The organism is Agrobacterium sp. OT33, assembly GCF_017313365.1.
Lineage (GTDB): Bacteria > Pseudomonadota > Alphaproteobacteria > Rhizobiales > Rhizobiaceae > Agrobacterium > Agrobacterium rhizogenes_A.
Genome location: NZ_JAFLMZ010000009.1, coordinates 324,977 through 342,351, shown reverse-complemented (window position 1 = coordinate 342,351; position 17,375 = coordinate 324,977). Strand labels below are relative to the sequence as shown.

Annotated in this window: 16 protein-coding genes; 11 read left to right on the top strand and 5 right to left on the bottom strand. The window is 62.3% G+C overall.

Annotated features, from left to right (window positions below):
• Positions 1–28 precede the first annotated feature (28 nt).
• From JZX88_RS21965 to JZX88_RS21955, 3 genes are all read left to right on the top strand, one after another.
• Complete coding sequence (locus tag JZX88_RS21965) at positions 29–1,558, top strand: HAMP domain-containing sensor histidine kinase (RefSeq protein WP_206914691.1); 1,530 nt, start codon at positions 29–31, stop codon at positions 1,556–1,558.
• Positions 1,530–2,438 (top strand): peptidoglycan-binding protein, encoded by a 909-nt coding sequence (locus JZX88_RS21960; protein WP_206914690.1) that lies wholly within the window; start codon positions 1,530–1,532, stop codon positions 2,436–2,438. Before JZX88_RS21965 ends, JZX88_RS21960 begins: the two co-directional genes overlap by 29 nt.
• 238 nt (positions 2,439–2,676) lie before the next feature.
• Positions 2,677–3,030: a DUF1491 family protein gene (locus JZX88_RS21955; protein WP_206914689.1), complete on the top strand. Its 354-nt coding sequence runs from the start codon at positions 2,677–2,679 to the stop codon at positions 3,028–3,030.
• Between the two features lie 74 nt (positions 3,031–3,104).
• On the opposite strand, the gene JZX88_RS21950 is transcribed toward JZX88_RS21955, so the two are convergent.
• Complete coding sequence (locus tag JZX88_RS21950; protein ID WP_210347578.1) at positions 3,105–4,052, bottom strand: DUF2336 domain-containing protein; 948 nt, start codon at positions 4,050–4,052, stop codon at positions 3,105–3,107.
• A gap of 553 nt (positions 4,053–4,605) precedes the next feature.
• Here JZX88_RS21950 and JZX88_RS21945 point away from each other — a divergent pair.
• Positions 4,606–4,794: a hypothetical protein gene (locus JZX88_RS21945; RefSeq protein ID WP_065115171.1), complete on the top strand. Its 189-nt coding sequence runs from the start codon at positions 4,606–4,608 to the stop codon at positions 4,792–4,794.
• A gap of 20 nt (positions 4,795–4,814) precedes the next feature.
• On the opposite strand, the gene JZX88_RS21940 is transcribed toward JZX88_RS21945, so the two are convergent.
• On the bottom strand, positions 4,815–5,363 hold the full coding sequence (locus JZX88_RS21940) for a DUF1254 domain-containing protein (RefSeq protein ID WP_065115172.1): 549 nt from the start codon (positions 5,361–5,363) through the stop codon (positions 4,815–4,817).
• The gene (locus JZX88_RS21935; RefSeq protein ID WP_065115173.1) at positions 5,356–5,943 is read right to left on the bottom strand and encodes a DUF1214 domain-containing protein; all 588 of its coding nucleotides are present in this window, start codon (positions 5,941–5,943) and stop codon (positions 5,356–5,358) included. Before JZX88_RS21935 ends, JZX88_RS21940 begins: the two co-directional genes overlap by 8 nt.
• 111 nt (positions 5,944–6,054) lie before the next feature.
• Between JZX88_RS21935 and JZX88_RS21930 the strand changes: the two genes are divergently transcribed.
• Entirely contained in the window at positions 6,055–7,443 is a 1,389-nt protein-coding gene (locus JZX88_RS21930) for a M20 family metallopeptidase (RefSeq protein WP_206914688.1), read from the top strand.
• On the opposite strand, the gene JZX88_RS21925 is transcribed toward JZX88_RS21930, so the two are convergent.
• A complete protein-coding gene (locus JZX88_RS21925) occupies positions 7,440–8,048 on the bottom strand; it encodes a LysE/ArgO family amino acid transporter (RefSeq protein WP_142855495.1) in 609 nt (202 codons plus the stop codon). The two genes, JZX88_RS21930 and JZX88_RS21925, sit on opposite strands and share 4 nt — an antisense overlap.
• A 376-nt stretch (positions 8,049–8,424) precedes the next feature.
• Here JZX88_RS21925 and JZX88_RS21920 point away from each other — a divergent pair, with 376 nt between their 5' ends.
• Positions 8,425–9,324: a LysR family transcriptional regulator ArgP gene (locus tag JZX88_RS21920; protein WP_206914687.1), complete on the top strand. Its 900-nt coding sequence runs from the start codon at positions 8,425–8,427 to the stop codon at positions 9,322–9,324.
• A gap of 228 nt (positions 9,325–9,552) precedes the next feature.
• Here the strand turns inward: JZX88_RS21920 and JZX88_RS21915 are convergent, their stop codons facing one another.
• On the bottom strand, positions 9,553–11,745 hold the full coding sequence (locus JZX88_RS21915; RefSeq protein WP_065115178.1) for a transglycosylase domain-containing protein: 2,193 nt from the start codon (positions 11,743–11,745) through the stop codon (positions 9,553–9,555).
• A gap of 256 nt (positions 11,746–12,001) precedes the next feature.
• Here JZX88_RS21915 and JZX88_RS21910 point away from each other — a divergent pair, with 256 nt between their 5' ends.
• The 5 genes from JZX88_RS21910 to cueR all read left to right on the top strand — a co-directional run bounded on the left by JZX88_RS21910 (position 12,002) and on the right by cueR (position 17,320).
• Positions 12,002–12,481, top strand: a complete 480-nt coding sequence (locus JZX88_RS21910) for a YcgN family cysteine cluster protein (protein WP_174029018.1) — start codon at positions 12,002–12,004, stop codon at positions 12,479–12,481.
• Between the two features lie 167 nt (positions 12,482–12,648).
• Complete coding sequence (blaOXA, locus tag JZX88_RS21905; RefSeq protein ID WP_065115180.1) at positions 12,649–13,473, top strand: class D beta-lactamase; 825 nt, start codon at positions 12,649–12,651, stop codon at positions 13,471–13,473.
• A 48-nt stretch (positions 13,474–13,521) separates the two neighbouring features.
• Positions 13,522–14,130: a class I SAM-dependent methyltransferase gene (locus JZX88_RS21900; protein WP_206914686.1), complete on the top strand. Its 609-nt coding sequence runs from the start codon at positions 13,522–13,524 to the stop codon at positions 14,128–14,130.
• Positions 14,131–14,291: 161 nt separating this feature from the next.
• A complete protein-coding gene (locus tag JZX88_RS21895) occupies positions 14,292–16,901 on the top strand; it encodes a heavy metal translocating P-type ATPase (protein ID WP_206914685.1) in 2,610 nt (869 codons plus the stop codon).
• A complete protein-coding gene (gene cueR, locus JZX88_RS21890; protein ID WP_065115185.1) occupies positions 16,898–17,320 on the top strand; it encodes a Cu(I)-responsive transcriptional regulator in 423 nt (140 codons plus the stop codon). The genes JZX88_RS21895 and cueR overlap by 4 nt, the downstream gene beginning before the upstream one ends.
• The last annotated feature ends 55 nt before the right edge of the window (positions 17,321–17,375 follow it).

Sequence of the window (17,375 nt, the reverse complement as noted above, 5' to 3'; positions counted from 1 at the left end):
CAGGGATTCGGTATTGGTATTGCGTAATATGAGAGAAAAAGCGGTCGCACTGGTCGACCATGCCGCGGGCAGATGGCTTGCGCGCATGGAGGAGGACGCCGAAAGGCGCGCCGGAACCGTTGCGCGCCTGCGCCGCCTGATTGCCTTCAGCGCGGTCGGCCTTGTCGTTGTGCCCGCCCTTTTCAGCCTCGTCTTCAGCCCGGCCATCGCGCTGCCCATCGGCGCTGCCCTGGTGCTGGCGCTGTTTCTGTCCGCAGCCGCCCTGTCGATCGCCTTTTCCCACCCCGCGCGCGGTGCGGCATCCTTGTCCGAGCGGGCCGGAGACGATGATCTCGTAGCGGCCTCGCAGGTACCGGGCCTCGTGCTCACCATCAATGAGAACGGCATCGTCGAACGGGTTTCCGGTCGTGACCGTGAGACATTCCCGACCGAGCTTCAGGCGAGCAGGGGCCATGTCTTTGCCGAATTTGTCTATGTCTCCGACCGTATCGAACTGATGCAGGCCTTTGATCTGCTGCGGCAGGGCGAGGACATGGCCAGCGCCGAGCTTCGCTTCGAAACCGGCGCAAAATTGCGCCAGGCACAATTCATGCACGCCCGCATGGAGATGACCGCCATCCGTGGCGCGACCGGCCGCCTGCGCCGCATCGTCGCCCAGCTTTCCGACGTTACGGAAATGGAGCGTCTGCGCCGCGATGTCGCCCGCAAGGCGGCGGAAGCGGAATCGGCCAATGACGCCAAGTCGCGTTTCCTTGCCGCCGTCAGCCACGAGCTGCGCACGCCGCTCAACGCCGTCCTCGGTTTTTCCGATATTCTGGCGGGCGAATATTTCGGCCGGCTGGAAAACGACCGCCAGCGGGAATATGTCGGCCTGATCCGCCAGTCCGGCGCGCATCTGCTGTCCGTCGTCAACACGATGCTGGATATGAGCAAGCTGGAAGCCGGCCGCTACGAGCTGATCATGGAAAGCTTCCCGATTGCCGAAACCATCGAATCCTGCGAGGCCATGCTCGGCCTGCAGGCGAAGGAAAAAGGCCTGACATTGACCAGCCGCATCCAGCGCGGTATCGGCGAAATCTCGGCCGACCAGCGCGCCATCCGGCAGGTTCTCATCAATCTGGCCGGCAATGCCATAAAATTCACCGATGCGGGTGGTGTAGTGTCGATTGACGCCGCGCGTGAAGGCAGGCTGCTGAAGCTGACGGTCAGCGATACCGGCATCGGCATCGCTTCCGACAAGATCGACCTGCTGGGCCAGCCCTTCATGCAGGTTCAGAATGAATATACCCGTCGCTATGAGGGCACGGGTCTTGGACTGTCCCTGGTCAAGGGTCTCGTGGCACTGCATGGCGGCACTTTCGCCATCGCCAGCCAGCCCGGCGAGGGAACAGTCGTAACGATCATGCTGCCTGCCGACGGTTCCGGCATGGCGGCTGGCGAAGGTGCTGAAACCGAATGCATGGTGGAGTTTCCGCCGCGCATCCGGCAGCTCGGCGATATCGCCGCAATGATGAAGAAGGATGGTGACGATGGCCCCGCGAAAGCGAAAATCGCCTAAGAAAACAACGGCCCAGATTGGCGCCGGGTTTGTTTCCTTGGTGGTTGCGGCCATCGGGCGCGAAATCCTGCGCCATCCGAAACTGGTCGGCGGCTGCGGCGCCTTCGCGGTTGTCTTCGGGTTTGTCGCCGCCAATGCGCTCTGGTACCAGCCGGGCGTTCATCCGTCTCCTTTCCTGCGCACGCGTGATGCGGAAAACCCGAACGGTATTGCCGGCTATCGCCCGGCCGAACCGCTCGGCACCCAGGGCAATGTCACCACCTTCCGCATAGAGCGACCGGCAGAGACGGAAACGGCACAGCCGCCGGCGACCGAGACCGCGGCGCTGCCGGCCGCCGAAAGCCAGAAACCGCAGCAGATCGTTGCCGATATTCAGGCCGAACTGAAGAAGCGCGGGCTCTACGAGGGCGAGGCGGATGGGCGCATGGGGCCGAAGACGGCCGCCGCCATCATGTTCTTCGAAGAGACGCTCGGCATGGAGCAGACCGGCGAGCCGACGACCCGGGTGCTGGCGGCCCTCAGGATCGACGGCGCCACCGTTGCCGCGATCCCCAGGGACCGGCCTTCCGACACCAGCGGCGGCGTCGAGATCGACCCGGTCGCGGCCGCCATCCGCAAGGCGGAAGCACCGCGTCCCAGGGCCGAACCCGTTTCACTCAACAGCGCGGCCGCCACCGCCAAGCCCGCAAGCCGGGATCTGATCGCCAAGATCCAGCAGGGGCTGATCAATATCGCTTATGCCGATGTGAAGGTGGACGGTGTGGCCGGCCAGCAGACCCGCAACGCCATCCGCGCTTTCGAGAAACATTATCGCCTGCCGGAAACCGGCGAGCCGAGCGAGGCCGTGCTGAAGAAGCTGAAGTCGATCGGGGCGATTTGAGGTTTGATTGACAGAGGACCGGAGGTGCCCGTGGCTTTACCCCCCTCTGCCCTGCCGGGCATCTCCCCCTCAAGGGGGGAGATCGGCAAGAGGCACTGACACCGCTTCACGCGCAAACGTTGAGATAGGCGAGACCTTGCCGCAGATCGATCTCCCCCCTTGAGGGGGAGATGCCCGGCAGGGCAGAGGGGGGTAAAGCCCCGCGCACCTTTGGCAGCGTAAAATCGAAAGCACATCCATGCGCCTCAAATCCGAAATGTTCGTCTCCGCTCTCATCCGCCGCGTCTTCGCCGCCGGCGGATTTGCCGCCGTCGAAAAGAAGGGCGCTGAAGAGGCGGGTGCGATTTTCATCCGTCAGCGTCTGCGCGATGGCCGTGAAAATCTCTACGGACCCGCGCCGCAAAGTTTCGCGGATGACGAGGAAATCCGCGCGGAGCGCCGTTTCGAAACACGTCTTGCCGGTGCGGAAGGCGAGGAAAGCACAGCTCTTCTGGAAAGGGAGCGTCGTTTCGACAGCGATCTGTGGGTTGTGGAGATCGAAACCGACGAGATCGGAACATTGCTGACACTGGTGGATCCGCCCAGGGCCTAGAACCGGGAAAGGTGGGCTCCGGTTCTCCGCCCGGGAATGGCCTCGCGCTACCGAAGACGCAAGGCCAGCCGCGCTTAACCCTGCGTCCCGGTCCGCTGCGCAGCCGGTGTGCTGCGGCCCGGCCGTTCGCGGCCATGTGTATAGCTGTCGGCCCGCCGCCAGCTTTCCAGCCGCTCTTCGCATTCGACGATGTCGAGACGGTCGAGCAGGGCTTCGGCACGGCTCATGTCGCCTTCGGCGGCGGAAAGATGCGGATAGAAGCACTGCAGGACGAAGGCCGCCTCGGAAAACTCCATTCCAAGGCCGCTCAGGGTCGTTGCAAGCTGCGCGCCTGATATATCGAGCATGATGCGCTCCGACAGCCAGTAGCTGGACGAGAGCGAATCCGCCAGCGCAATGGCGAATTGCCGGGCATTGCGCTCACGGGCAAAACGCACGAGCAGCGCTTCCTGCACTTCACTCAGGCGGCGAAGGCCGAGCACGTCGCTTTCCGGGCGGTTGAGATGGTGCGCCATCTGCTTGATGCGCTGGCGCATTTCCTCTTCCAGCGCCGATGCGGCGGCAATTTTTACCGTTGTCGCAAGGGGGGCTGCTGCTTCGGGTGTTTCCGTCGCTGTCGCCGCCGCCTGCGGTTCGGCTGCATTCGTCTCTTCACCCGGCCGCTTCAGGTCTTCGGCATGGCGAAGCCCCACGAGCGCATCGATGACGGTGGGAGAAAGGTCCTCGCGCCGGACGATCGCACGCGCATGTGCGGCACCCTGCGTGCGGGCAACGGTGATCAGCGTATCGTCATCAAGGCACTTCGATGCCGTGAGGAAGGGGGCGGCGAGCGAAATCGGCTGGCAGGCGATGAAGAAGGCGACGGCCGAAGGCACGCTCGGATGCTGGGAGAGCGCGGCAATCGCCTCCCGCTTGGCTTCCTCCGTGGAGGCGTTGAAAAGCGGCATGAAGAGTTCGGCGAACTGCCTGAGGTCCGTTTTTGACGGATGGGAAACATTCTCGAAATTCGTCACGGTGGCCATCAGCACCACATCTTTCTTCCTCACGGCTCTTGGCCTCTCAAGTTCTCGAAACCGGTCGGTCAACGCACTACCCAACAAACGCAAACACAATATCGGATCAAATTAGAGCAAATCCGTTGACGTCCTGTTAACTATGGGGGGTGGCAAGAGAGATTCCGCATCTATCAACAAGGAAATTTTAAAACCTTCATGACGGAAAAAATGCCATGGAACTTTGCCGCATCGCCTTGGTTTTCAACGGGTGCAGCCTTGTCGGCGAGAAATCGGCGTCCGGTGATTAGGGTTAACGGATCATTAACCTCTGTCTGTTTGTAATTTCATGGGCAGTATTAGGATTCCATGTTATTCTGGCGTTCGGAATAAAAGCCAAATTGGCGGCGAGATGCCTGAATGTCCGCATAGTCCCGCGTTAAACCCTTCGCGGTTTCCAGGACATGCGAGAACCAGCCTGTGGGCTGGGTTGTGCGCAATGTGATGGTGATGAAATTCCCGACGCAAGACGAGGCTTGCGCGGTTCCCATGGGCAACATTGACTCCCGAAGAGGAGACGAGCATGGCAGACATTATTCCAATCGGCGACGCCCGACGAAGCCTGCGCCCCGCCGGAATGCCCGGCACGGTGATCGGCCCGGCAAAGGTGGTGCTGTTTACCGGCGTGCGTTATGAAAAGCGCGATCAGGAGCCGTCCGGCAAGGTGGCGCGCAAGGGCAAGCCCGCGCCGGAGACCGCGCTGAAATCCTGACTACCCGTGATGAACCGGCGTTATTTCCACGGCGTCGGCTGGCATTTCGCCTCGTTCAAGAAACGTTCCGCTTCTTCCCCGAAGCTTGGCTGCGGCACCAGCGTCCGCAATACCACATATCCTTCCGTCTGATCCGATTCCGCCAGAATGGCCTGCGACAGCGAGGGCGGCTGCGCCTTTCGGATGGCGGCGATCTGCACCGCATCGGCCACCAGAATGTCCATGACGCCGGCGGCCGAGGTGCGGTCGTTCATGCTGAACACCTCGTTCGAAGCCTTGTCGTAAACCGCGACCGACCAGAAGGGCACGGCGCCGATGGCGGTCAAGCGGATCGGCTTTTCCTCGATATCGAAGGTGCAGACGGCAACCCGCATGAAGGGATCGCCGCTGCCAAGTGTCTTTTTCTCCGTCGTTTCCTCGAGCAGGTGGAAAAGATGCGGCTTTCCCTCCGCCACCGCGCGCGTATAGGCATCGCGATTGCTGAAATGCGGTATCGCCAGAAGAATGATGACATGCAGCACGGCGGCGGCGACAAGGCCGGTGAGGATGGCGAGCAGGACCCTAAGCATTGCCACACCCCAGCTTGCGGATCTGCGGCATGGCGATGTCGATCAGGCCGGAACTGCCGGCAACCGGCGTGTCGAGCAGCGTCATGACGAGCTTGAATGTCTGGCCCTGTGGCACAGCCAGCCAGTTATAGGTCTGGGCATCAGGGGCGATGGTGATGTCGACGCCGCCATCGGCGCTGCGCAGAAGCGTGCGGGAATTCAGCGCGAAGGGCCGCCCGGCATCTTCGGCAAGCACATTGCCCTGCTGGTCGGCGGTGTAGATCGTCCAGAAACGCGCGGGCGGCACGGCGCCCGCCAGCCGGTAGCGGCACTCGCCGCTCAGCCGTTGCCCGTCGCTGTCGACGGAGGCGGTAAAAGCCAGCCCTTCCGCGGTTCCGTAAAGCAGCTTGCCGGCATCGGCGCGGTGCGATTTGGCGTAAGGGTCGGCCTCGATCGTCTGCGCTTCGGGAAACGCATCCCAGGAGCCGATGCGGATCGAACCGAAGCCGGATGTTGCCTCAAGTGCTGCCAGCGTCGCGGCAATACCGCCGCCAAAGGCGATCAGAAGGGCGATGCCGACTAGGAATGGAACTCGAAACACGCTGTTTTCCCGTTTTTGAACAGGTCGAGGACTATCACTGATTCCCTGTTTGGAAAATGGCGCGGCTTGTTTAGTCTTCGTGAAAATGATCACAACCGGGGATATTCCATCATGTCGCGACAATCCGCAATCGACCGTGCCGCCGCCTGTTTCGACGATGGCAGCTTCGAGCGGGATCTGTCGCGACGCGTTTTACGACGGACCGAAAGCCAGGATGAGGGGCAGGGCGAGGAACTGACGCTCTATCTGGAACAGGAAATGCTGCCCGCTTTCGCCGCCATGGGTTTTGCCTGCACCATCCTGCGTGATCCGGCGGCGGATCTGCCGTTTCTGATCGCCGAGCGTTTCGAGGGCGATACTTTGCCGACCGTGCTCGGCTATGGCCACGGAGATGTGGTGCGGGGTCAGGATGAAGGCTGGGCGGAGGGCCTTTCGCCCTTCGTGATGTCTGAGCGCAATGGCAGATGGTACGGGCGCGGCACAGCCGACAACAAGGGCCAGCATTCGGTCAATATGGCGGCCCTGAAGGCCGTGCTCGATACACGCGGCAGGCTCGGCTTCAACGCCAAATATCTGATCGAGATGGGGGAGGAGAGGGGCTCTCCCGGTCTGAGGGAGATTTGCCGCGACCATGGCGAGCGGTTGAAAGCCGATCTTCTGATCGCCTCCGACGGCCCGCGCCTGAATGCGGAGCGGCCGACGGTCTTTCTCGGCGCGCGCGGCGGCATCACCTTCGATCTGGTGATCGAGGCACGCGAGGGCGGCCATCACTCCGGCAATTGGGGCGGGGCATTGTCCAATCCCGGCGTGCAGCTGGCCCATGCCGTCGCAAGCCTAATCGGCCCGACCGGCCAGATCCGCGTGCCGGAACTGGTGCCGGATGCGTTGCCGGAAGCGGTGCGTGAGGCCCTTGCCGATTGTGAAATCGATGGCGGCCCGGACGGCCCGAAGATCGACCCCGACTGGGGTGAGCCCGGCCTTTCCACCGCCGAGCGGGTTTTCGGTTGGTGCGCGCTGGAGGTGCTGGCTTTCGAGACCGGCAATCCGCGTGCGCCCGTCAACGCCATTCCGCCACGAGCGTGGGCGCGGCTGCAACTGCGCTTCGTCGTCGGCATCGATCCGCAAGCGGTTCTGCCCGCCGTGCGGCGTCACCTCGACCGGCAGGGTTTCGCCATGGTGGAAATCGCGCCTGCCGGCGACGAGATTTTCCGCGCCACCCGGCTCGATCCGCGGGACCCATGGGTGGATTTCACACTGCGCTCCATCGCCCGCACGACGGGCAGGAAGCCGGCGCTTCTGCCCAATCTCGGCGGTTCGCTGCCCAACGATATCTTTGCCGATATCCTCAAGCTGCGCACCATCTGGGTGCCGCATTCTTATCCCGGCTGCTCGCAGCATGCGCCGAACGAACATCTGCCGAAGGAGATCGCCCGCGAGGCGCTTGCCCTCATGGCCGGGCTTTACTGGGATATCGGAGAGGGGGATACGCCGCCGCTTTAGGCGCCCATGACGAGCTTGAAGGCGATGGCCCACATGGTGACGGCGATGACACCTTCGAGAATGCGCCAGGCGGAGGGTTTTTCGAAGATCGGCCGCAGCCAGCGCGCGCCGTAACCCAGTGAAAAGAAGAACAGCAGGGAGCCCGTGGCCGCGCCCGCCGCGAAGGTTTTTTCGAAGCCGGGAAACTGCGTGGAAATGGTGCCGAGCAGCACGACGGTATCGAGATAGACATGCGGATTGAGAAAGGTCAGCGCAAGGCAGATGGCCAGCGTCTGCCACAGGCTCGCCTCCTGCCGCTCCGCCACCGACAGCGCCTCGGATGAGCGCAGCGCCGAATGCAGGCTTTTTGCGCCATACCAGATGAGGAAGGCGGCCCCCGCATAACGCATGATGGGATCGAGCGCCGGCATGATGGCGCTGATCCGCTGGAAGCCGAATACGCCAACGGTGATCAACAGCGCATCGGCAATGGCGCAGGTGGCGCAGACGGCAAACACATGCGAGCGCGCCAGACCCTGCTTCAGAACGAAGGCGTTCTGCGCGCCGATGGCAACGATGAGGCTGAGGCCCATCGTCAGGCCGGTGAAGAAGATTTGTATGTCCATGCGCGTCGCGGCCCCTGCTTCTGTCCATGCGGAATGGCCGAAGGCGTTGCTTCCGGACCGAGTGCTTGGATATTTCCGCCAGATAGTTTAATCCAGTTAAATAAACTCAATCCAGATAAGTTGAGCTAATGTACCGTAACGCTATTCCACGGACGGATCTCATGAGCGCTTTCCTCACCTCCACCCTCATTCCTGTGCTTGTCACAGGAATCCAGCCGACGCGCGTCTGCGCGACGGGAGAGTCTTTTCAGCCCAAGGAGTTGGGCTTGCTGGATTCCTGTGACAAGCACAGGAATGAGGGCAGAGAGGACCGCCGCCAATGGTCCGAGCCCTTGCATGTGCTATGTCAAAACCAGCCTTCACAGCGGGTGTCATAATGCTCGACTATCCCTCCATGCGGGCCGTGGCGCTCGTGGCTCAAACGGGCAGCTTCGAAAAGGCGGCGCAGGTGCTGTGCGTCACGCCGTCGGCCGTCTCCCAGCGCATCAAGCAGCTGGAGGAGCGGCTGGGCGTGGTGCTGATCGTGCGCGGCAATCCCTGCGTGGCGACGGAAAAAGGCGAGTGGCTCTGCCGTCACATGGATCATGTCGGCATGCTGGAAAGCGAATTGTTCCGCCAGCTTCCGGCGCTGGCGGAAGTGGGGGCAGCGCAGGAGCGTGTGACACTCAACATCGCCACCAATGCCGACAGCCTCGGCACATGGTTTCTGGATGCGGTTTCAAAATTCACCGGCGGCAGCGATTATCTCGTCAATATCGCGGTGGACGATCAGGACCACACGGTGGAATGGCTGCGCGGCGGCAGGGTGCTTGCCGCCGTTACCGCCCATGCCAAGCCCGTGCAAGGCTGCCGGGTCCTGGCCCTCGGCGTGCTGCGCTATCATGCCACCGCGAGCCCGGATTTCATGGCCCGCCACTTCGCCGATGGTGTGACACCCGCCGCCCTTGCCCGCGCTCCGGGGCTGACCTTCAACCAGAAGGACAGGCTGCAGGCGAGCTGGATCAGGCAGGCGCTGGGCGAGGACGTCTCCTATCCCACCCACTGGCTGCCCTCGACGGATGGTTTCGTGAAGGCAAGCCTTTCCGGCATGGGCTGGGGACTCAACCCGGTGCAGCTTGTGGGGGAGCATCTCAAGGCAGGGAGGCTGGTGGAGGTCGTTCCCGGCACGCCGCTCGATATTCCGCTTTACTGGCAGGTCAATCGTCTGGCCGCCGACCGTCTCGGCGCGCTCACGGCGGATGTGGTGGAGACGGCGAGGGCGGTGTTGTTGCGCTAAGTTGCAAACGGTGGCGACGGAGTGCTTGGCTTACCCCCCTCTGCCCTGCCGGGCATCTCCCCCTCAAGGGGGGAGATCGATCTGCGGCGAAGTTTCGCCCATCTCAAGGTTAGAGAATGAAGTGGCGGGAGGGCCACCAGCCGATCTCCCCCCTTGAGGGGGAGATGCCCGGCAGGGCAGAGGGGGGTGCGCTCCGAACTCCGAAAGCACCCTTTCCCACGCCACACTTCACCGCCGCGCCGCATCCTCCGCACCCTCGCGCAACGACGCATCCGCCACCTTCTGCGTCGTCACACTCAATGCCGAAGCGTCCTTCATCTTCTTGGCGATGGAGCGGATCACACGTGTGGCCTCGGCGGAAAGCGAGCGCGGGCGGGTGAGCGCCGGCATTGAGGGTGTGTTGGCGGATGCGGCCGCCACTTCCGCCGAAGGCTGCGGGCGCGCGCCCGTCGGCAGCGGGTTCTGGATGCCGGGAATGGGGCGCAGCTCCATGCCCTGATGGGCGTAATCCATCAGCCGCTTGAAGGTCATGGCCGGAAGCGCGCCACCCGTCATGTTGTTCATCGGCGTGAACTCGTCATTGCCGAACCAGACGGCGGTCGTATAGTTGCCGGTAAAGCCCACATACCAGGCATCGCGATAGGCCTGTGACGTTCCGGTCTTGCCGCCGGAGACGATGCCGTTATCCAGCGCGCCGCGCCGGGCCGTGCCCATCACCGGAATGGTCACCAGCATCTGGTTCATCTTGGAATTGGCGTCTTCAGAAAGCACCCGTTTGGCGGGCGGCTCGTCATGGCTGAAATCGTAGAGAACGTTGCCCTCGTAATCCAGCACCTGCTCGATGCCGTGGCGGCGCGACTGCATGCCATCGGCCGGGAATACGGCGTAGGCGGTTGCCTGATCGAGAACCGTCACTTCCGATGTGCCGAGCGGAATGGTCTTGTCGCTGCGCAGCGGTGTTGCCACACCCATTGCCTTGGCGGTATCGACGATGACCTGCGTGCCGAGCACGTCCTTGGCGAGCCGCACAGGCACGGTATTGTAGGACTTTGCGAGCGCCATCTGCAGCGTCACCCTGCCGGCATAGGAGCGGCCGTAATTCTGCGGCGACCAGCCGCGCCAGGTCACCGGCGCGTCGGAGATCAGCGTTTCCGGCTTCATGCCCTTTTCCATGGCGGCCGAATAGGTATAGACCTTGAAGGAGGAGCCCGGCTGGCGCAGCGCCGCCGTGGCGCGGTTGAACTGGCTTTCGCCATAATCGCGCCCGCCGACCATGGCGCGCACGCCGCCGCCATTCTCGATCATCACCATCGCGCCCTGCTTGACGCGGTAACCCTCGCCGAATTCGCGAAGGCCCATTTCCATCGCCTGTTCGGCCGCCTGCTGCAGGCCGGTATCGATGGTGGTGCGCACGACGACGGTATGATCCCTGAACTTGCCTTCGGCGGCCAGCCGCTGCACTTCGTCAAAGGCCCAGTCGAGGAAATAATCCGGCGCCTTCACATCGGCGCGGTCGATGACGGTGGCCGGGTTGCGCCGCGCGCCGATCACCTGGCCCTCGGTCATCAGCCCGCTCTGCACCAGGTTGGAAAGCACGGTGTTGGCGCGCGCGCGCGCGGCCGGCAGGTTGACATGCGGCGCATATTTGGCCGGCGCCTTGAAAAGCCCGGCCAGGATGGCGGATTCGGCCAGCGTCACGTCGGTCAGGTTCTTGCCGAAATAAAACTGCGCCGCCGCAGCAGCACCAAAGGTGCCGCCGCCCATATAGGCGCGGTCGAGATAAAGGCTGAGGATTTCCTTCTTCGACATGTTGGCCTCGAGCCACAATGCGAGGAAGGCTTCCTTGATCTTGCGCTCCAGCGAGCGCTCATTGGTCAGGAACAGGTTCTTGGCAAGCTGCTGCGTCAGCGTCGAGCCGCCCTGTACCACGCCGCCGGCGCGGGCGTTTTCGCTCATGGCGCGGGCAAGGCCGATGAAGTCGATGCCGAAATGGTCGAAGAAACGCCGGTCCTCGGTTGCCAGCACCGCCTTGATGAAATGATCCGGCATCTGGTCGATCGGGACGCTGTCTTCATGGATGATGCCGCGATGGCCGATGGTGTTGCCGTAACGGTCGAGGAAGGTGACGGCGAAATCGCCGCGATAACGCCAGTCCTTCTTGGTTTCCTCGAAAGCGGGCATGGCGAGCGCCAGAAGCACGATCGAGCCGGCCGTTCCGAAAGTCAGCGCGTCGCAGGTCAGGTTGACGGCAAGCTTCTTCCAGCCGCGGACATGCAGCTTGCGCGAGGCGATGGTGACGTCTTCCCAGAAATCCACCAGCCTTGCCGCAGCCGTCCACAGACCGGAATCGATGAAGCTATCGATCCGGAGCAGGATATGCCGTTTCTTGCGGCCTTTTTTTTCGTCTTTTTCTTCCTGCACCTGGCGATGTTTTCCTGTTCAACGCAACGCGGATCGTCGGTATTTCTGCGTTTCAACCCATTCCCGACGCAAAACCATGGCATGTTTGTGTCGGAATTGCTTGACGCGGCGGCTTCTTGCGGGCCAATGACCCTCTGCCGCCTGCCAATATGCTAAAATATCGTACAAACCAGCCCTTGGCGATACGATATAAAGGATTAGGGACCGGTTAAACCTGGGCCCACCAGGAGATCAAAATGAGACGGAAATGTTAACGATGAATGACGCGCCGTTCTGGAAAACCAAAACGCTTCCCGAGATGACCGGCGAGGAATGGGAAAGCCTGTGCGACGGTTGCGGCCTGTGCTGTCTTAACAAGCTGGAGGACTGGGACACCGGCGAAGTGGTGTTCACCTCGGTTCGCTGCGTGCTGCTCGACGGCGAGAGCTGTCGGTGCTCCGACTACGAAAACCGCCGCGCCACCGTGCCGGACTGTATCCAGCTTGACCTGAAGAAGGTGCATGAGATCGGCTGGCTGCCGCCCACCTGCGCCTATGCGCTGGTGCGCGATGGCAAGGATCTCTACTGGTGGCATTATCTCGTTTCCGGCGATACGCAGACGGTGCATCAGGCCGGCATTTCCGCGCGCGGGCGCACCGTCAGCGAGGCCGATGTGGATGTTGACGACTTCGAGGATTATGTGGTCGACTGGCCCCTGACAGTGGGTGAGACGGCGGGCGAAAGGGAGCGGACCTGACGGAAGACGTCAATTCTTGTTTTGGTCCTATTCCTGCCCCATCCGTCTCCTAATGCATGTCATCCGAAAGCGGTCACGGTTTCGGGATCGACTTGTCTGAAATCAAAGACAGCTTCCGGCCATTCCGGCAAATGATCCGCAAAAGCGGACGAGGGACATCAAAACGCATGCGCTACCGGCTGCCCGCCATCGTTCTTTCATGCCTTGCCCTTCCGGGGCTCCTGCCGCTTTCCGTTTCCGCCCAGCAACAGCCCCAGGCCTTTGAATGCACGCTGGTCACGTCAATCGAGACCGGCGCAATCATCAACCAGCAGGGCGCCTGCGACCAGCGCGTTGCGCCGGCCTCCACCTTCAAGGTACCGCTGGCGCTGATCGGCTTCGATGCCGGCATCCTTCAGGATGAAAAGACGCCCGCATGGGACTGGAAACCGGGTACCGAGGCCCGCGCCGCCGACCGCAAGACGGTCGATCCCTCCATATGGGAGCAGGATTCGGTTCTGTGGTATTCGCGCGAAATCACCCGCCGCCTCGGTCCGGAAAAATTCGCCGCTTCCGTCAAGCGCCTTGGTTACGGCAACGCCGACGTATCCGGCGAACCGGGCAAGAACAATGGCCTCACCCATTCCTGGCTCGGCGCGTCGCTGACCATCTCACCGGTGGAACAGGTGGGCTTCATCCGTCGTCTGCTGGCCGGCAACCTGCCTTTTTCCCGCGACGCGCAGGCGAAGACACGCGCGATCGTGCCGGTATTCGATGCGCCGGAAAGCTGGGCCGTGCATGGCAAGACCGGCACCGGCTACATGCGTGACGAAAAAGGCAATCCCGACCGCAACCGCCCCTTCGGCTGGTTCGTCGGCTGGGCGGAGCGCGAAGGCCAGCACATCGTCTTCGCAAGGCTGCGCGTTTCCGACAAACCGTCGAATGAACCGCTCGGCCCCGCCGTACGCGACGCCTTCCTGCGCGATATTCCGCGGCTGGCGGTGCATCGGTAAAGGATGGCGTGGCCGTGTTGCCCTGAACCCGGGAAAGGACATCAAAAAATGTCGAACGCCTCCCGCGATGTCATCGGGCTTTATACCGAACACGGCGCCGATTTCGACAAAGAGCGCGGCCGTTCCCTTGCCGAAAAATCATGGCTGGACAGGTTCGCTTCGCTTTTGCCCGGTGGCGGTTCCATTCTCGATATCGGCTGCGGTTCCGGTGAACCGATTGCCGGCTATTTCATCGCCAGTGGTTATGACGTCACGGGCATCGACGCGTCCCTGCCGCTGATCGAACTTTGCCGCAACCGGTTTCCGGAAAATCTCTGGGCGGTTGCCGATATGCGCGAGCTGGCTCTCGGTCGCCGTTTTGACGGTTTGATCGCCTGGCACAGTTTTTTCCACCTGAAACCCGAGGATCAACGTCGGATGTTCGGCATTTTCCGCCAGCACGCCAATGACGGTGCGGCCCTGATGTTCACGGCCGGGCCGGGACAGGGCGAAGCGATAGGCACGTTTCAGGGCAAGCCGCTTTATCATGCCAGCCTTGCACGCGACGACTATGAGAGCCTGCTCGCCGCACATGGGTTCCGGCTTCTCGATCACATCGTCAATGACCCGCAATGCGGTGGGGCGACGGTTTATCTTGCCAGACGCGTGGCGGTCTGAGGCGACTGCGCGGTTATCTGACAGCCAAGGTGAACGGCGGAAATCCCTGCTTTTATGGCCGGTGCCAGTGCTCACGATTGTGTGTTCAACAAAAAGCTTGCCCATACCTTGACCTTCCCATCATGGGAAGCCCTACATAGGGTCTCGAAAGGGGATTTCCCATGAACGAGACAGTCAGACACGCCCATTCGAACCAACCGGTTTCCATTCCCGTGGAAGGCATGACCTGCGCGTCGTGCGTGCGGCGGGTGGAAACGGCCGCGGCCAAGGTGCCGGGCGTCGCCTCAAGCTCGGTGAACTTCGCCACGAAGAAGCTCACCGTCGAGCCCGTCGAGGGCTTTTCAGCCAGGACGCTCGGTGCCGCCATCAAGAAGGTCGGTTACAATATCGCACCGGACCGGCATGAATTTGCCGTCGAAGGCCTGCGCAATGACGCGGATGCCGGGCGGTTGAAAGCCGTTCTGGACGCCGTCGCCACCACCGTCGACGTGAAGGTGGACGCCGCAACCGGCAAGGTGGCGGTGGAAACCATCGGTGGCCGCCGTGAGCGGGATGCCCTGGTGGAAACGGCAAAGCTCGCCGGCTTTGCGCTGACGACACGCAAGCCGCACAATCATTCCGCCCATCAAGACCACAGCCAGCACCAAAGCCAGCACCAAAGCCAGCACCATGGACATCATCAGGGCCACAGCCAGATGGCGATGGCCGGCGAAAGCGGCGGCCATGACCATATGCACCATGCGGGTGAAGAGGGCGCGCTGAAACGCGACCTGACGATTGCCGCCATCCTGACGGCACCGCTTTTCGTGCTGGAAATGGGCGGCCATCTCTATGAGCCGATGCATCACTGGCTGATGGGCATCATCGATACGCAGAACCTCTATTACATCTATTTCGTGCTGGCGACGGCGGTGATTTTCGGGCCGGGCCTGCGCTTCCTCAAGACCGGTTTTCCGGCACTCTTGCGCGGCGCGCCGGAAATGAACTCGCTGGTGGCGCTGGGTGTCACGGCGGCCTATCTTTATTCCGTGGTGGCGACCTTCGCGCCCGATCTGCTGCCGGCAGAGGCGCAGTTCGTCTATTATGAAGCGGCAACGGTCATCGTCACGCTGATCCTGACCGGACGGCTTCTCGAAGCCCGCGCCAGCGGCCGCACGGGAGACGCCATCCGCAAGCTGATGAGCCTGCAGGCGAAGACCGCCCGGGTGGAGCGCGACGGTGCGACCATCGATATTTCCCCTGACGATCTGGTGACGGGCGATATCGTCGTCATCCGTCCCGGCGAAAGGCTGGCGGTGGATGGCGAAGTCGTCGAAGGCTCGTCCTATGTCGATGAATCGATGATTTCCGGCGAACCCGTGCCGGTGGAAAAGACGGTCGGCGCAGCGGTCGTCGGCGGCACCATCAACAAGACCGGCGCTTTCAAATTTAGGGCAACCAAGGTCGGCGCGGATACCATGCTGTCGCAGATCATCCGCATGGTGGAGGAGGCGCAAGGCTCCAAACTGCCGATCCAGCTGCTGGTCGACCGTGTTACCGCGCTGTTCGTGCCCGTTGTCATTGCGATTGCGGTGCTGACCTTCATCGTCTGGGCGATCTTCGGTCCCGAGCCTGCCTATACTTTCGCGCTGGTCAATGCGGTCGCGGTGCTCATCATCGCCTGCCCGTGCGCCATGGGTCTCGCCACGCCGACCTCGATCATGGTCGGCACCGGCCGGGCGGCGGAGCTGGGTGTGCTGTTCCGCAAGGGGCAGGCCCTGCAGGAACTGCGCTCGGCGCAGATCGTCGTGGTCGACAAGACCGGCACTGTCACCAAGGGCCGTCCGGAACTGACCGATCTGGTGGTTGCGGAAGGGTTTGCCGATAACGAAGTGCTGGTGCTGGTCGCCGCCGTCGAAGGCCGTTCGGAACATCCGATTGCCGAAGCCATCGTCCGTGCTGCGGAAGATCGAGGGTTGGTAGCGGGAGAGGGACTTGAACCCCCGACCGTCGAGAACTTCGAAAGCGTCACGGGTTACGGCATCGCGGCCACCGTCAATGGCCGCAGGGTCGAAGTCGGCGCAGATCGGTTCATGGCCAAACTCGGCCATTCCGTGGAGATTTTCGCTGAAGCCGCCGCAAGGCTGGGTGACGAGGGCAAGACGCCGCTTTATGCCGCCATCGACGGCAGGCTGGCGGCTGCGATTGCCGTCGCCGATCCGCTGAAACCCTCAAGTGTCACTGCGATCAAAGCGTTGCAGGCGATGGGCATCGAAGTGGCGATGGTGACGGGCGACAATGAACGCACGGCAAACGCCATTGCCCGGCAGGTCGGCATCTCCCGCGTCGTGGCGGAAGTGCTGCCCGAAGGCAAGGTGAAGGCGATCCATGAGATGCGCGCCGGCGGCAAGGTGCTGGCCTTCGTCGGCGACGGCATCAATGACGCGCCGGCACTGGCCGAGGCCGATATCGGTATCGCCGTTGGCACGGGTACGGATGTCGCCATCGAAAGCGCCGATGTGGTGCTGGTTGGCGGTGATCTTCTCGGCGCAGTCAATGCCATCGAGATGAGCCGGGCGACCATGCGCAACATCAAGGAAAACCTGTTCTGGGCCTTTGGTTATAACGTGGCGCTGATACCGGTTGCGGCGGGCGTGCTTTATCCCGCCTTCGGCATCACGCTGTCGCCGATGATCGGCGCGGGCGCGATGGCGCTGTCCAGCGTCTTTGTTCTTGCCAATGCGCTGCGGTTGAAACGGGCGAAGGTCGCTCACAGGGAGGTGACGTCGTGAATATCGGCCAGGCATCGGAAGCATCGGGCGTTTCCGCCAAGATGATCCGTTATTACGAGCAGATCGGCCTCATCACCCCCGCCGCCCGCACCGGCAATAATTACCGGGTCTATGGCGAGCAGGACGTGCACAATCTGCGCTTCATCAAGCGGGCGCGCACGCTCGGTTTCTCGCTGGAAGAAACCGAGACGCTGCTGAAACTCTGGCAGGACAAGAGCCGCGAGAGTTCGGCGGTGAAGGAGATCGCGCTCGTCCATATCGCCGATCTCGAGCAGAAGATCGCCGAGATGAAGAGCATGGTGAAGACGCTGTCGCATCTCGCCCATTGCTGCGGCGGCGATAACCGGCCCGATTGCCCCATCCTCGACGATCTCGCGGGCGCTGAAAAGAGCGTCGGCGAGCCGGCAAGAACCCACTGAACTGCAATGAAAGCCGGCGCGACCATATCGCTACCGGTCAAAAGGAGAAAAAACC